The 17,601-nt window shown below is 24.7% G+C and carries 8 protein-coding genes and 3 pseudogenes; 4 read left to right on the top strand and 7 right to left on the bottom strand.

Features of this window, described 5'->3' with window-relative positions:
* Positions 1-78: 78 nt before the first annotated feature.
* Positions 79-423, bottom strand: a complete 345-nt coding sequence (locus NX779_RS02110; protein WP_259430551.1) for a coiled-coil domain-containing protein — start codon at positions 421-423, stop codon at positions 79-81.
* Positions 424-557: 134 nt separating this feature from the next.
* Here NX779_RS02110 and NX779_RS02105 point away from each other — a divergent pair.
* Positions 558-1,764 (top strand): annotated as a pseudogene (locus NX779_RS02105) (Y-family DNA polymerase).
* Positions 1,765-1,805: 41 nt separating this feature from the next.
* Here the strand turns inward: NX779_RS02105 and NX779_RS02100 are convergent.
* Complete coding sequence (locus tag NX779_RS02100) at positions 1,806-2,282, bottom strand: hypothetical protein (RefSeq protein ID WP_259430550.1); 477 nt, start codon at positions 2,280-2,282, stop codon at positions 1,806-1,808.
* A gap of 331 nt (positions 2,283-2,613) precedes the next feature.
* A complete protein-coding gene (locus tag NX779_RS02095) occupies positions 2,614-3,972 on the bottom strand; it encodes a dihydrolipoyl dehydrogenase (RefSeq protein WP_259430549.1) in 1,359 nt (452 codons plus the stop codon).
* Between the two features lie 182 nt (positions 3,973-4,154).
* On the opposite strand from NX779_RS02095, the pseudogene NX779_RS02090 reads away from it, so the two are divergent.
* A pseudogene (locus tag NX779_RS02090) lies at positions 4,155-5,431 on the top strand (IS3 family transposase).
* A 175-nt stretch (positions 5,432-5,606) separates the two neighbouring features.
* On the opposite strand, the pseudogene parC reads toward NX779_RS02090, so the two are convergent.
* Together parC and parE are read right to left on the bottom strand one after the other, a co-directional pair.
* Positions 5,607-8,273 (bottom strand): annotated as a pseudogene (parC, locus tag NX779_RS04505) (DNA topoisomerase IV subunit A).
* An 8-nt stretch (positions 8,274-8,281) separates the two neighbouring features.
* A complete protein-coding gene (gene parE / locus NX779_RS02075; protein ID WP_259430546.1) occupies positions 8,282-10,219 on the bottom strand; it encodes a DNA topoisomerase IV subunit B in 1,938 nt (645 codons plus the stop codon).
* Positions 10,220-10,549: 330 nt separating this feature from the next.
* Between parE and NX779_RS02070 the strand changes: the two genes are divergently transcribed.
* Together NX779_RS02070 and NX779_RS02065 are read left to right on the top strand one after the other, a co-directional pair.
* On the top strand, positions 10,550-12,439 hold the full coding sequence (locus NX779_RS02070; protein WP_259430545.1) for a BspA family leucine-rich repeat surface protein: 1,890 nt from the start codon (positions 10,550-10,552) through the stop codon (positions 12,437-12,439).
* Positions 12,440-12,621: 182 nt separating this feature from the next.
* Complete coding sequence (locus NX779_RS02065; RefSeq protein WP_259430544.1) at positions 12,622-13,716, top strand: BspA family leucine-rich repeat surface protein; 1,095 nt, start codon at positions 12,622-12,624, stop codon at positions 13,714-13,716.
* A gap of 51 nt (positions 13,717-13,767) precedes the next feature.
* Here NX779_RS02065 and NX779_RS02060 read toward each other — a convergent pair whose 3' ends face one another.
* Together NX779_RS02060 and NX779_RS02055 are read right to left on the bottom strand one after the other, a co-directional pair.
* On the bottom strand, positions 13,768-16,389 hold the full coding sequence (locus NX779_RS02060; RefSeq protein ID WP_259430543.1) for a valine--tRNA ligase: 2,622 nt from the start codon (positions 16,387-16,389) through the stop codon (positions 13,768-13,770).
* 340 nt (positions 16,390-16,729) lie between these two features.
* The gene (locus tag NX779_RS02055) at positions 16,730-17,533 is read right to left on the bottom strand and encodes a hypothetical protein (protein WP_259430542.1); all 804 of its coding nucleotides are present in this window, start codon (positions 17,531-17,533) and stop codon (positions 16,730-16,732) included.
* Positions 17,534-17,601: the final 68 nt, after the last annotated feature.

The raw sequence follows: 17,601 nt of genomic DNA, 5'->3' as shown, positions 1-17,601 counted from the left end.
TTTCTTTACTAAGTGTTCATGTTCTTTCATTAAGATCTTTAATTCGAGATTCTAAATCATTTATTTGCGTTCTAAATGTTAGTAAAGCTCTATCTTTACTAGGTTTTCTTGCTCTAATTTTTCTAAAGTTTGTTTCAATGAATCTCTTTGAGTTTTAAGTTGTGTAAGTGATTGATCAAATTCATTAATTTTAGCTTTATTATCTTGATACTGTCGAGTTAATGATTCTGTTTTTTCTTTAAGAGTATTTATTTTTTCTTTTACTTGTGAAATGCTTGTTTCTAATTGTTGTGTAATACCTTGTGGATTTTGATTATTTGATAATTCATGATTTTTTATTAATTTAGAAGTAGCAATAATTGGTACTGTAACAAAACTTCCTATTAAAATAACAGATAAAGAAAATCATTTAAATAGTTTCATATTTATTTATCCTTTCTTTACTTAAAAATACAATTACTTTCATAGAAATTGTACTTGCAAAAAAAAAAAAGACTTGAAAAGAGTATCAAGTATGCTGATTAAACATTAAAATTAAATTAATATAGGTGATTAATATGAGTTTAAAAACTATTTTTCATATAGATATGGACGCTTTTTTGCAAGTTGTATGCAAGCTAAATATCCTATTTATAAAAATAAAGCTATTGTAATATCAAATAATAATGATAAATCAATCATTACAACTGCTAGTTATCAAGCAAGAAAATATCATATAAAAGCAGGAATGGCGTTATTTGAAGCTAAAAACTATATCCTAAAATCATTAGTGTTAAACCTGATATGAACTATATTAATAATATTTCTGATCAAATATGAACTTATATTAAAACTAATATTACTAATAAAATAGAAATTGCTTCAATTGATGAAGCTTATTTAGATGTAACTGATCTTGTTGTAAAAACTGATGTAATTAAATTAGCTAAAAAAATTCAAAAAAATATTTTAGATGAGTTTGATATAAGTTGTTCAATTGGAATAGGATTTAATAAATTTGTTGCTAAAATGTCAACAAGTTTAAATAAACCGTTTGGTATTAGTTTAACTAGTAAAGATAATTTAAAAACTAATATTTGAAATATAGATATTAAAGATATGCATGGTGTTGGTCCATCAACAGTTAAATTATTAGAAAATACTAATATTAAAACAATCGCTGATCTAGCAAATACTAGTGATCAAGATATTTATTATTTACTACATAATAAAGGTTTAATTTTAAAAAAACAAGCTAATGGATTGTCTAGTGATTATGTTGATTATCTATCTAGTGAATATAAATCTATTTCAAAAGAAACAACATTATTGAGTGCAATTTATCAATATGATGAAATAGAAAATATTATTTTAAATTTATCTAAACAAGTATCAAATAAATTAATTGAAAATAACTTATTTTGTAAAACAGTTGAAATTAAACTAAAATATAAAACTTCATCTAAACAATATATTACAAGACATAAACAAATTACTTTAAATAAATATATAAATGATTATCAGTTAATTTATAATAATGCATTAACTTGTTTTTATGAATTAATTGAAGATAATAAAGCTGTGATTTTAATTGGAGTTGGAGTTAGTAAACTAATTAGCAATAATCAAAACTGAGTTCAGTTAACTATTGATAAAGATCAAAATATAGATAATAAACAAGTTGAACAATCTTTATTAATAGAAGATTTAATTTTTGATATAAATAAAAAATTTAATAAAAATATTATTAAAAAAGCAAAAGACGTTAAAAAAACTAGTATCTAGTTTTTAATTTATAACATGCATATTTTAATTTCTAATACAAACTAGCTAGTTAACCTACTAATTTGTTTATCAATTTCTTGAACTTCAAAATTTAATAATAAAATTTCTTTTTCTTTATTTGTAATTCTTGTTTCTAATTCTTTGATTTTAGTTTTTGAATCTATAATAGCAGTATTAATTAAGTTTAAAATAGTGTTATTTAAATTTGGTTTTGATTCAAATTTTTGTTTTTCAATATTTAAGTCGTTTAATGAGTTTTTGATAGATTGTTTTTCTATTTTTAATTCTTTAGCTTTAGTTTTTAGTGTTTTAGAAGTTAGTTTTTTTGTTTCTATTAATGTTTGTAATTCTTTTAGTTTTAAGTTAAGTCTTTCAAGTGATTCTGAAAATTGAACTTGATCAGAAAATGTTCTTTTGTTTATGTCATTATTAATGTTTTTCATCTTTCTTTTAAATAATTTAGAAGTTGAATAAGGTGCTAATATTAATCCAAAAATTGATAATAAATTCTTTTTCATATCTTTCTCCTTTCATACATTACATTACTTAAGATTATATAGATATAAAATTTTTATTTATTTAATTTACAGAAAAGGTTTTTATTTGTAATAAAAAAACAGAGATTAATCTCTGTTAAAACTTTAAAGATCCACCTTTGGGATATAGGTAGTGGGACACCTTCTTCAATCGGCCACCTTCGGGATATAGGTAGTGGGGACACCTTCTTCAATCGGCCACCTTTGGGATATAGGTAGTGGGGACACCTTCTTTACATTAGAATAATAATACATTTTTATAATAATTTCAAATATTTTGTTGGAAGTTCTGGAAGTTGAAATGTTTACTATTTTATTTCTTTAATCCTTTAATTCTTGAAGTATAATAAAAAGCTTCACTTAATGTAGGATGAGTATAAATTGATTTTTGTAGTGTATCAAAAGTTAGTTTTTGTTGCATAAATAAAGCAATATGATTAATTAAAATATTAGCTTGATCAATCATCATAAAACATCCTAAAATTTGTTTAGTTGTTGTTGAAATTAAAAATTTAATAAAAGAATAATCTTTAACAGTACCTTCAGCGTGAGCTTTAGGCAGATATTGTGAATTGATAATAACTATTTCAAATGGAGTATCTCTTTCTATTAATTCTTGTTGAGTTAAACCGATTCCAGCAATTTCGGGATTTAAATAAATTGTTCAAGGAACTAAGTTTAGATCTAATTTTTCTGACTTTTTAAAATTTAAAATATCTTTTGCTACAGTATCAGCTGTTTTATAAGCTACTGAAGAAAGTAATCTTAACCCTGTAATATCTCCAATTGCATAAATATTATCAAAATTAGTTTTCATATTTTCATCTACTATAACAAATCCGTTTTGATCTTTTTTAATATCGATATTTTTAAATGATTCATTATTAGCGGTTCTTCCTACTGCTAAAAGTATTTTTTCTGCTTGAATAAAAGTGTTATCATAATAAACTTTGTTATCTTTAATTTCACTAATATTTACATTATCTATAACTTTTATATTCTTTTCTTTAAAGTATTGTTTAACGCTTTGTTGAATATCAATATCGAATTTTGATAGAAAATCATTATTAGTTAAAATAGTTATTTTTGTATTTAAAGTATTGTATAAATAACTAAATTCTAAACTAACAGGACCATCTCCAATAATAACTAATGATTTAGGTACATCTTTTAAAGTTAAAGCTTGATTTGAATCAATTAAATAACCATCTTTTTTAGCTTGTTCTAAACCTTTTAAATTGATCATTTTAGATCTAGAACCAGTTGCTAGAACTAGTTTATCAAAACTAATGATTTGATCATTTATTTTAATAGTATTTTGATCTAAAACTTCACCATAACCTTTGAATAAAGTTACATTATTTCAATTTAAATTATTTTCCATATTTTTGTTAAAATAGTTTTTATTATCAATTCTTCTTTGTTGCATTTTTGAAAAATCATATCTTACATTATCAGAAAAAACTCCATAATTTTGACTATTTTTAACTAATTCATATACTCTAGCAGATTTAATTAATGTTTTAGTTGGAACACAACCTTTATTTATACAACCTCCACCAAGATCTTCAGCTTCTATTAAAGCTACTTTTAATTTATTAGAACCTAAAATGTTTGCTAATCCATTACCGCCAGGACCAGCACCTAAAATAACTACATCAAATTTTTGCATAATACTCCTTTTTTGTTTTTTAATATCTTAATATAAATAAAATTAGAACTTAGAATTTTTCACTAAAATTTACAGAAAATAAAAAAACACAACCTTTGAGGTTGGAGAGTAGGACAAAGTTATTAGACTCCCTAAGGGATAGACCCCCTAGGGGGTCTATTTTTTTTAAAAAAGGAGTATTTATGAAAAGAGGAAAGCAACTAAGTGTAAGTGAGTGGTTAGAAGTATTTAAGCACTACAAAGAATATTTATCTCAAAATATTACTAAAAAGAATTTTGTTATATTTATAGCAAAATTAGAAATTCTGAAAATTATTTACTTTCAGAAGAAGCCTTCTGATATTTATCTAGAAAATATAAAGATTATAATTTAGGTATGGAACTAAAAGAATCACAAACAGGAAAAGCACCTAAAAAGGTAAAGGATCAGGTAGACCTAGAAAGAACAAAGAAGAATATGATAAACAAAGAAACGAAGTGATTAAAGAGATTGATCGCGAAGTTTTAGAATGGTTAATAACAGACCTTTTTAAAGAAGATATTTTAAAGAAAAATAAGGTTGACAATCTAGATGAACTGATAGAAAAAATTAAGAAAAAATTTGGAGAAAATATTTCTAACAAGGAAATAATGAAAATTCTTGGAATACCTAAATCAACTTTTACTACAAAATCAAGAAACAATCAAAAGATAAGAAAGAAGCTGTTATAGAACACGCAGAAATAATTAGAGAAGCTTTGCAAAACAAAACGGAAGATATGGTAGAGAAAGGCTATCAGCATATATTTTCAAGACATATGGCATTATTATTAACCCTAGAACACTAGGAAGAGCAATGAATAAATTAGGTCTTTTCTGTCACGTAAGAACAACGTGCAAGAAAAAGCGTGAATCAAAAAATACTAACGTGTATTATCCAAATATTGCTAATAGAGATTATAATGGACTACAAAACGATATTTATGCAAGTGATGTTAGTTACATTCCTGCTCCAATAGATGTAGAAGGAAGACATGTTTATTTATCTATCGTAATTCATCACAAAACAAAGAAAATTGTTAGTTATAATTTATCCATATATAATGACACTAATTTAATTATGACTCACATTAGAAAAACAAAATTTCCTAAAAACTTTATTATTCACACAGACCATGGTGTAACATATTCATCGAATGAATATCTTGAGTATATAAAGCAACGAGGTGGAGTGGTGTCAATGTCAAGAATAGGTAACTCTCTAGACAATAGAGAAGCTGAATATTTCTTTTCAATTTTAAAATCAGAAATGTTTTATAACTTTGAAAAGAAAGTAAAAGAAATGACTTTTAGTGAACTAAAAGAATGTATTAAAAATTTCATTGAGTGATATAACAATGAAAGAATATTAAAAAAATTCAAATGAAAAACACCTCAAGAACTATGAGGTGTGTATAATAAACATAACTATTTAGTCTAATAATTTTGTCCCGGTTTCTTGTGTGGTCTATTTATTTCGGGTTTCACGCAATGTCGGCCCGGGTCCAGTTGACCTTCTTCCCAATCAACAATTAAGTAATAACTTAACTAATTTAATAATATCAAACTAAACTAACGAATTCAAACTAAACTAACGAATTCAATATATTTTTTTATTATTCGTCATCTTCTTCAAATAGATCATCAAAATCTAATTGTTTTTTACTTTTATCTGAATTTAAGTTAGATAAAACTGAACTAATATCATCTAAATAAGAACTTAGATCAGTTCCTTTTATTTGATTAGCTTTATCTGTTGCTTTTTGTTTAATTTCTTTTGATACAAATATTTTAGAACTTACTTTATTTTGTTTTAATTGTTTTTCGGCTTTAGAAGTATAATTTTGTTCATCACTATTTAATATAGCTGGATTATCATAAGCTGTTGTTCTGATTAATTGCTTAATACTTACAAATTCAATATCATTTATTTCACTAGTTGTTGATGATGAATCGATTGAAACTTTTTTAATAGAATTTGAATTTATATCAGTAATTTGATCTTGATTATCTAAGATTTGAATGATTGAATCATCATTAATTGCATAACTAAATAAAATACTTTCTTTATTACGTTTTTTTTCTAATAAAATTTTAACTCCACGTTTAGGTCTTATATAAATTGGAATTTGATTTTGATCAATTTTTTTATAAGTATTTTTATCTGTAAAACAAATAATATCATTTTTAGCATCTAAACTAATTGCACTAATAATACTGTCATCTTTTAAATTAGCTGCTTTAACACCTTTTGAACTAGTTAATTGAACTGGAATATCTTCAATGTTATATCTAACAGCATAAGCATTTTTAGTAATAATTGCACAATATCTTGTTTTTGAAGTTACTAATTCAGCACTTACTAATTGATCATCATCACTTAATTTCATAATCTTAAATGATCTATTAAAAGTTTTAGTTTTTAAATCAACAATTGGAGTTCTTTTAATTAAACCATTTTTTGAAACCATCATAATTTGTTGAGTTGTATTATCAAAATCTTTAACTACAAATGCATTAATAATAGTTTCACTACCACTCATTGTTGCAACTGTATTGATATGAACACCCATATCTTTTCATTTACTCATACTTATTTTATATAAAGGAATTGAATAATAATTTGCTTTATCTGAAACTAAAATTAAATGTTCTAAATTAGAAACAACTCCTGTTGAAATTCACATATCATTTGGTTTTTTTTCAAAAGTATCTAGCTCATTTTTAGATAAAACATTATTATCAATAGCTTTAATATATCCATCTTTAGATACTCATAGATTAAATTCTTTTCAACTAAAACTTCTTTTGATTAACTTCTAGATTTTCAACTATTTCACTAACTTGAGATTTTCTATCAACAGCAAAAGTTTTTTAACTTCTTTTAATCTATTAATAATTTCTTGATCTAAAATTTCTTTATTATTTAAAATATCTTGTAAATGTTTGATAGTTATATTTAAAGTATCTTTTTCTTGATTTAGTTTTTCAACATCAGTTGAAGTTAATCTATATAATCTCATATCAACAATAGCTGTTGCTTGATTTTTAGTGAATTTAAATTTATTAATTAAGTTTTCAATAGCTTGATTTCTATTTTCTGATTTTCTAATTAATTCTATAATTTGATCTAAAATTGATAAAGCTTTAATTAAACCTAAAACTATTTCTAATCTATTATTAGCTTTATTTAAATTAAATTGTGTTCTTTTAGTAAATACTTGTTTGTAGTGAGTAATATAAGCTTTAATAATATCAATTAAACCTAATTGTTTAGGTTGTTTATCAACAATTACAATATTGTTGTAGTTATAACTAACTGATAGTGGAGTGTTTTTAAATAAGTATTTTCTAACAGTTTCAAGATTAGCTTTTTCGTTTAATTGAATTACTATTCTTAAACCTTTTCTATCAGTTTCATCTCTAACTTCTTTAATACCTAATCCAGAATTAGAATCAATTACATCTCCTATTTTTCTAACTAGATCTTGTTTAACAACTTCATAAGGAATTTCATCAATTACAATATCATTATTTTCTTGATGTCATTTACTACTAATAATAACTTTTCCTTTACCAGTTAAAAAAGCATCTTTAATACCTTCTTTATTTTGAATAACTCCACCAGTTGGAAAATCAGGACCTTTAACTATATCTAAAATAGTATCTAATCTAGTATTTTCATTTTTAATAATTTTAATTGTTGCATCAATAATTTCACCTAAATTATGAGGTGGCATATTTGTAGCATATCCAGCTGCAATTCCAGTTGCTCCATTTACTAAAATATTTGGAAAATAACCAGGCAATACTGTAGGTTCAGTTTCACTATCATCAAAGTTAGGAGCCATTAAAACAGTTTCTTTATCTAAATCTTCAAGTAATAGATTTGAAATTTTTGCTAATCTTGCTTCAGTATAACGCATCGCTGCAGCACTATCTCCATCAATTGATCCGTTATTTCCTTGCATATCAACTAAACAATTATTTAACTTTCAATCTTGACTCATTCTCACCATAGCTTCATAAATAGATGAATCTCCGTGAGGGTGATACTTACCAATAACTTCTCCAACAACTCTAGCTGATTTTTTATAAGGTTTATCAAATGTTAAGTTTAATTCGTTCATTGCAAATAAAATACGACGTTGAACTGGTTTTAATCCATCTCTTACATCAGGTAGTGCACGTTCTTGAATAATATATTTAGCATAACGTCCAAATCTATCACCTAAAACTTGTTCTAATGGATATGAAATTATACCTTTATTGTTTTGGCTCATATTTTCTCCTACAATTCTATATCTTTATCATTTAAATTAATTTGATCATCTTCTAAAGTGAACTTAACATTTTCATTGATTCAATCTTTACGTTTTTCAACATCATCACCCATTAATGTTTTAAACATTTTTTCAGCTAATAAACCATCTTCAATTGTTACTTGAATAATTTTTCTTTTATCTGGATTCATTGTTGTTTGTCACAATTGATCAGCATTCATTTCTCCAAGTCCTTTATAACGTTGGATTTCATATTTTTTATTAGAGTTTTTACTAAATTCTTTTAACTCATCTTCATCTCATAAATAGATAAAACTTTTATCAGTAAAAGTTAATTTATATAAAGGAGGTAAAGCAATATATACTTTCTTTTCAATAATTAAATCTTTCATATGTCTGAAAAAGAAAGTTAATAATAATGTTTGAATATGAGCTCCATCAGTATCAGCATCAGTCATGATAATTATTTTTCCATAATTTGAATCTTTAATATCAAAATCTTTTCCAACTCCAGCTCCAATTGCATTAATAATTGTTTGAATTTCTTCATTTTTTAATAAATCTACAAGTTTAGCTTTTTCAGAGTTGATAATTTTACCTCTTAAAGGAAGAATAGCTTGAAACATTCTATCACGACCTGATTTAGCACTACCACCAGCTGAATCTCCTTCGACTAAAAATAACTCATTATTTTCTTTTTTTCTTCCTTGAGCTGGAGTTAGTTTACCTAACATCATTCTAGTAACATTTTTCTTACCTTTAACATTTTTAATTGCTTGACGTGCTTTTCTAGCTTCTTCTCTAGCTTTTTGATTAATTAATGCATTTTCAATAATTTTTTGAGCAGCTATTTTATTTTCAATTAATCAATAACTCATAAATTCATAAACAGCATTTTCAACTGCAGGTTTAGCATCAGGTGTTCCTAATTTAGATTTAGTTTGTCCTTCATATTCAATTAATTCTTCAGGAATTTTAACTGTTACAACAGCAACCAATCCTTCTCTTAGATCGTTTGAATCTAATTTAGATTTATCTTTTAATAATTTTTGACTTCTAGCATAATCATTAATTGCTCTAACTAGTCCTGTTTTAAAACCTGTAATATGACTTCCTCCATCAGGAGTTTTAACATTATTTGCAAATCCTAAAATAATTTCATTATCTTCATCAGTGTATTGTAAACAAATTTCACTAATAATTTTTCTAGAATCACCAGTTATATTAATAATGTCTGTTACAACTTTTCGATCATCAACTAGTTCTTTAACAAATTCTTCTAATCCATTTTCAAATTTATATTCAACTGATTTATGATTAATTTCATCAGTTAAAGTAATTTTTAATCCTGAGTTTAATAATGCTGATTCTTTAACTCTTTGACTAATTGTAGAAAAACTAAAATTAATAGTACTAAAAATAGTATTATCAGGTAAAAAATTAATTGTAGTTCCAGTTTTATAAGTTGATCCAATTTCAGTTAAAGGCTTTGATACTTTACCACCATTTTTAAATTCGATTTCATGAATTTTTTTATCTCTGTAAATTGTGGCTTTAAATCTTTTAGATAAAGCATTAGTTACACTTGATCCAACTCCGTGTAATCCACCACTTGTTTTATATGCTCCTGTATCAAATTTACCTCCAGCGTGAAGTACTGAAAAAATAACTTCAGGAGTTGATTTACCCGTTTTATGCATTCCTGTTGGAATACCTCTTCCATTATCTTTAACAGTGATTGATCCATCTTTTTCAATTGTAATATTAATTTCATCACAAAATCCAGCTAAAGCTTCATCAATTGAGTTATCAACTATTTCTCAAACTAAATGATGTAATCCTCGACTGTCAGTTGATCCGATATACATTCCTGGACGTTTTCTAACTGCTTCTAATCCTTCTAAAACCTGAATAGCAGATTCATCATAATTTGTAGTTTTTGCCATAAAAAACTCCGTTCTATAAGTGTTTACATAATTTAATTATAGTTTAATATATCAATGCTAATTTATATAAAACACACTTAACTTTAAAAATATTGATAATTTTTATAAAAAATTAATATATTTCAACTAATAACTTAAATAATACAAGTGATAATAAAAACTATCATATTCAAAAAACTCAATAAATAACTAGAAACAAATTGATAAATTAGACTTTTATTATCAATAAAAAACATAGTAAATGATCTTATATATTCTAACAATATTGCTCTTTCTATCTTGATTCTAAAAAAAAAAAAAAATAGAATAAGTGTTGTGCAGGGGGGAAATATGAAGAAATTATTATGAATTTTAGGTTCAGTTGGTTCAATATCTGCAATTGGTGTTGGAGTAGCTGTACCAGTTTTAAAAAATCAACAAACTAATCTATCAACAATAATAGAAAAAACAGATTTAGGGGTAATAAAACAACAAGATATAACTAAAGAAAAGATAACAAATAAAATAATTGAGTTAAATTCTAAATTAAAAAAATATATTTCAAAAGTTTCAATAGAAATTAGTGATTATAGCGTAAGAATTAAACCGCTAGATAAAAGCTCAAAAATTAAAGGAGAAATAACACTTAGTTTTATACCAGTAGATAATAATTCATCAAATGATAATCTATATCATAAAGCTGTTTATAAGAATGATAAAAATGATATTTGTGAAAAAATAGGATATTTTAAAAATGGAGATGGTGTTTGACAAATTGAAAAGTTTGATACAAAAACAAGTATTGTTCCAGAAAAATTACCTTCATTTATCAAAAGTTTAGATAGTGCATTTGAAAATAATGAAAATGAAACCATAACAAATTTTGATAAATGAGATACATCTAATGTTATTGATATGAAAAGAATGTTTTATGGAGCTAAAAAGTTTAATCAAAATTTAGGTAAAAAATTCATCACTTCAAATGTAACTAATATGAGTGGTATGTTTTTTAATGCTGAAAACTTCAACAAATCTTTAGGAGATAAATTCGATACTTCAAAAGTTACTGATATGTGAAGTATGTTTGCAAGAGCAAAATCATTTAACCAAAGTTTAGGAAATAAATTTGATACTTCTAATGTTATTGATATGTCAAAAATGTTTTATGATGCCGAGTCTTTCGATCAATCTTTAGGAGATAAGTTTGATACCAGAAATGTTACTAATATAAGTTGAATGTTTAGCGGTGCTAAGAAATTTAATAAATCTTTAGGAGATAAATTCGATACTTCAAAAGTTACAAATATGAGTTTTATGTTTTTTGGTGCTGAAAGTTTTGATCAATCCTTAGGAGATAAATTCAACACTTCTAATGTAACAGATATGAATAATATGTTTAGTGGTGCTGAAAACTTTAATCAATCACTAGGAAATAATTTTAATACTTCTAGTGTAACTAATATGAGTGGTATGTTTAATCGTGCAAAAAGTTTTAATGCATCTTTAGGAAGTAACTTTAACACTTTCAATGTAACTAATATGAGCAATATGTTTGCTGGTGCTGAAAGTTTTAATCAATCTTTAGGAGATAAATTCAACACTTCAAATGCAACTGATATGAGTCGTATGTTTTTTAGTGCTAAAAACTTCAATCAATCATTAGGTGATAAATTTGATACTTCTAAAGTAACTAGCATGAATTCAATGTTCAAAAACGCACATAATTTCAACCAATCTTTAGGAGATAATTTCGATACTTCTAATGTTAATAATATGTATAGTATGTTTAGCGGTGTTAAAAAATTTAACAGCAGTTTAGGAAACAAATTTGATACTTCAAAAGTAACAGACATGAGCAATATGTTTGCAGGAGCTGAGTCCTTCAATCAATCATTAGGTGATAAATTTGATACTTCTAAAGTAACTAGCATGAATTCAATGTTCAAAAACGCACATAATTTCAACCAATCTTTAGGAGATAATTTCGATACTTCTAATGTAACTAACATGAGATCTATGTTTGAAAATGCAAAAAACTTCAATGGCAATTTAGGAAATAAATTCAACACTTCTAAAGTAACTGACATGAGTCGTATGTTTTATGGTGCTAAAAGCTTTAATCAAGATATTTCAAATTGAGATGTTACAAAAGTTATTCAATATGAAGACTTTGTATCAAAAGATCCGAATGAAATTGATAATCAATGAACAAAACGTCCTGAATTTAAATCTAAGAAATAAATTAATTAAAATAGGATTATTGTCCTATTTTTTTATTTTATTGAGTAACTTTTAATATGAAAAAGAGATTAATAAACAACTTATATTTTTAAGAATCAATTTTAAAAAAATGATAGTCAGAAATGGTAAGCACTTGAATTTAAAAAAAAAAAAAAAAAGAATCAAGTTGCACGGAGGTAAAAATGAATAAATTATTAAAACATTTGACAGCTATTTTGTCATTAGGTTCATCATCAATTCTAGCAACAAGCGTTGTTAGTTGTACTGTTTCGAATAATCAAAAAGTAAATGATGAAAATAAAATTGACGATCAAAACAACGAAGCTGATTCAAAAGAAGAAAATGAACAAGACGAAGAGATAGTAATTCAAAAATTTGATTTATCAGAAATAATAAAAAATAATAATCTAGGAACAATTGAAGAAGAAAATTTAACTGAAGAAAAAATATTAAAAAAAATAAAATGAAATATAGAAATTAAAGATGAAGATTTAAAAAGTTTATCTGTGAAAAAATCAAAGTTTTCAGCAAAAATTGTAGCAACACCAGAGAGTAGAAAATTTATTGGTGAAATTGAAGTTAAATTTATACCTGTGTTTTTTATCGGTAGAGAGGAAAGAAAACCAGCAGTTTATAATGAAGATAAAACGGTTTGTTTACAAATTGGTTACCGTAAAAATAGATTAGGTGGTTGAACTATTGAACGTTTTGAACAAACTACAAATACTGTTCCAGAAGAATTACCCTGATTTATCAATAGTTTGAGTGATGCGTTCTATAGAAATAAAAATACAAGTATAAAAGGTCTTGATAAATGAGACACTTCTAATGTAGTTTATATGAGTTCTATGTTTAATGGAGCTAAAAACTTTAATCAAGATATAAGTAACTGAGACACTTCAAATGCAGAAAGTATGAGTAACATGTTCTACCAAGCTAGAAATTTTAACCAAGACATAGGAAATTGAGATACTTCAAAAGTAACTAATATGTATAGTATGTTTACTACTGCAACAAATTTTAACCAAGACATATCTACAAAAGAAGTTACAAGAAGTGATGGAACAAGATATATGGCTTGAGATACTTCAAATGTAAAAGATATGAGTTTCATGTTTGCAAATGCAGATAGTTTTGATCAAGATATATCAAATTGAAATGTTGAAAATGTTAAACAATTTGGTGGTTTTGATGGAAGTGTTAATGGAAACAGAAGAAAATCATTTTATAAACGTCCTAGATTTAATTATGGTAGAAATTGACATTTCTATGATTAAAATAAAGTATTAATAAAAAACTAAAAAAGCACATTTATGTGCTTTTTTAAGTTATTTTAAACTCTCTAATTTAGTTTTTATTGAATCAAATTGTTCTTTATATGATTTGTATTTTTCTTGTTCAGTTTGAATTTTTTCAGGTTTAGCTTTTGAGGTGAAATTAGGATTGTTTAACATATTTTCACTTCTATTAATTTCTTTTTGTAATTGATCTAATTTATTTTCTAACTGAGTAATTAATTCTTGTTTATCAATAAAAAGATCATTAGATATTTCTAAGAAGTATTCATCAATTGATAAACTAGTTTTATTATCTGAATCTAGATCTTTAATTATTTTAGTATTTACAAATGTTTGTAATAAGTTATTAATTTGATCATTATATTTATTAAATAATTGATCGTGAGTGTTGTTAGTATTAGATATTTTTGCTTCTAAAACTAGTGATTTATTAATTTTATTTGTATTTCTAAATTCACGTAATGCTGTAATCATTTTAATTACATCATTAATATAACTAGTATCAAAACTTAAGTTTAAATTAGTTCATTGTTCTAACATAATAGAATCTTTTAATTCCATAGTTTGATAAATTTCTTCAGTTACAAAAGGAATGTAAGGATGAAGCATAATTAATATTTCTTTTAATACATAAAATAAAGTTTGTTGAGTATTAGCTTTAGTTTGATTATTATTTAAATTAATTTTTGCAAATTCAATATATCAAGAACAATATTTATCCCATACAAATTCAAATAAACTAGATCCAGCTAATCCAAATTCATATTTATTCATTTTTTCAAATACGTAATTTTGAACTTTAGCTAATTCAGTTAGAATTCATTTATCAGTAACATCTAAATTTTCTTGTTTATAGAAATTAGGATCAAATTTAAAATCATCATCTAAATTCATAAACACATATCTAGAAGCATTTCATAATTTATTAATAAAGTTTCAACAAGCTGATACTTTAGAATTTGAATATCTAATATCTTGACCAGGAGTTGAGTTAGTTAATAAGAATAATCTTAATGCATCAGCACCATTTTCTTGAATTACATCCATAGGATCAATTCCATTCCCTAAAGATTTACTCATTTTTCTTCCTTGTTCATCTCTTACTAAACCGTGAATTAAAACATCATTAAATGGTATTTGTTTAGTATATTCTAAAGTTTGAAAAATCATACGAGCAACTCAGAAAAAGATAATATCATAACCTGTGACTAACACACTTGTTGGGAAATATGCTTTGAAATGTTTACTTTCAAAACCTTGACCGTTCATTAAAGTTGAAAATGCTCATAAACCAGATGAAAATCAAGTATCTAACACATCTTCATCTCTAGTTCAGTTTTCAATATCAACTGGAGGAGTTTTTGATACATGTAACTCGTTTGTATGTTTATTGTATCAACAAGGAATTTGATGACCTCATCATAATTGTCTAGAAATACATCAATCATGAGCATTTTCCATTCATCTTATTAAAACATCATTAAAACGTTCTGGAAAGAAATTGATTTTATTATTTGATGCTTGTAAATCTAAAATCATTTTGTTGAATTTTTCCATTCTAACAAATCATTGATCTGAAAGATAAGGTTCAACTACAGCATTAGATCTTTCACTAAATCCAACTTGATGAGTGATATCTTCTATTTTTACTAATAAATCATTTTCTTTTAAAACTTCAATAATTTTTGCTCTAGCTTCAAATCTATCTAATCCAGAATATAATTCTCCAGCTACACCATTAACAGATCCATCAACATTTAAACAAACAACCATATCTAAGTTGTATTTTTTACCTAAAATAAAATCGTTAGCATCATGAGCTGGTGTACATTTCATAACTCCAGTTCCAAATTCAACATCAACATACTCATCAGCGATAACTGGAATAATTTGATTATTAACAGGATTAATCACATTTTTACCAATATATTTTTGATATCTTTGATCATTTGGATTAACAACAACACATTGATCAGCAAACATTGTTTCAGGACGAGTTGTAGCAACAGTTAAATACTCATTAGAATTTTCTAACATATATTTAAAGTGATACATTTTACCTTCAACTTGTTTATAAATAACTTCGATATTCGAAATTGCAGTTTTTTGCATTGGATCTCAGTTAACTATTTGTTTATCTTTATAAATAATATTATCGTTATAAAATTTTACAAAAATCTCATTAACAACATCATTAACATCACTATCTAAAGTAAATTTTTCAATTGAATAATCTAAACTCAATCCTAATTTAGCTCATTGACTTCTAATAATTGATGCATATTCTTCTTTTCATTTTCAAGCTTCTTTTAAAAAATTTTCTCTTCCTAATTTATATTTATCTATATTTTGTTGTCTTAATTTTTCTTCTACTTTAACTTGTGTACTAATTCCAGAATGATCCATACCAGGTAAAAATAAAGTATCATAACCAGTTGTTTTTTTAAATCTAATAATCGCATCTTGTAAACTAGTATCTCAAGCATGACCAATATGAAGTTTACCTGTAACATTTGGTGGAGGTAGAATAATTGAAAACTTAGGTTTTTGCGAATCAACATCAGCTTTAAAAAGATCTTTTTTAACTCAATTTTCGTATTTGTTTTGTTCAACTAAATGATGATTGTATTTCGAATCTAACTGTTTTTTCATACAAATTTCCTTTCAATCAATATAAATATTTTACATTATAAAACACTGTAACTATAGTTATATTTAATAAATAATTCACATGATATGTTAAAGATATATTCTAAGTCTTTTATTTATAATTGACAAGTCTTTTATTTATAATTGACAAGTTTAAGTTATTACAATAATATTAATTTGTAAATATCAAATCTAATATTTACTATCTGGGGTTTGGTTCTTTTCCAGCACTGCTGACCTTGAGGATGCTAAATAACAAAAAGAACAATTGATAAGCTTAGAAATAAGCTTATTTTTTTATAAAAAAACAGACAAATAGTCTGTTAAGAAGAAAAACATAAATTTATTTCTTTCTATTATTAAAATATAAATAAAAATAATTACCTATTAATGCTTCTATTATTTTATTAGGATCTCTACACTCTTCACCATTTATTAATACTCGATTATCATCATCTTCATCATTTATTAATACTCGATTATCATCATCTTCATCTAATAAATAAATAGAGTTATGTAAATTAAATTTGTTAATAAAATATCAATTTTTTTCTAAATAATTTAAAAAATAAATAGCACATTTTAATTCACTTACATCTTTATTATAAAAAAATACTTTAATATCTAATTGTGACGTTTTTAGTTTGTCAGTTTCCTTACCTTTGAAGTTTGAGGCAAATTTCACTTTTATTTCTCTATATTCACTATTAGAATATAAAGTTTTTCATTTTTCTCAGTGCTCTAATAATATTTTATTTTCAGATTTAGTTGGTAAAAGTTTTATAAAAGCATACACAGCTAAAACAATACAACTTAAAATAAATAAAAATAATAGTATGAAAAATGGATTTTTAAAAGCTTGAATATCTAAAGAAACCTTAAAAAGAAAAAATAATAGATAAAATATAACACTAGCTCGACCGCTTCTTGAAAATTTAAAATCAAAGATAAATACACCTGTTGAAAGACATACATTTATAAACATTAATACAACGATACATATAAATAAATACAGTCAAAGTTTAAATGTTAATCTAAAAACTCTTTTTCTAACTTTACTTAGATCTAAATAATCTTCAAAAAAATCTACACATAAATCATGAAAACCTTTTCTATCAATATTTTTTTTAATAACATGATACAACACAAATAATGTTATACAATAGACTGGAATTAATATAATGTAATTTAAAATTGTAAAAAACAAAGATGAAT

Source organism: Mycoplasma cottewii, assembly GCF_024918975.1.
Lineage (GTDB): Bacteria > Bacillota_I > Bacilli_A > Mycoplasmatales > Mycoplasmataceae > Mycoplasma > Mycoplasma cottewii.
The sequence above is the reverse complement of the archived record's forward strand: the minus strand, read 5'-3'. Positions and strand labels throughout refer to the sequence as shown.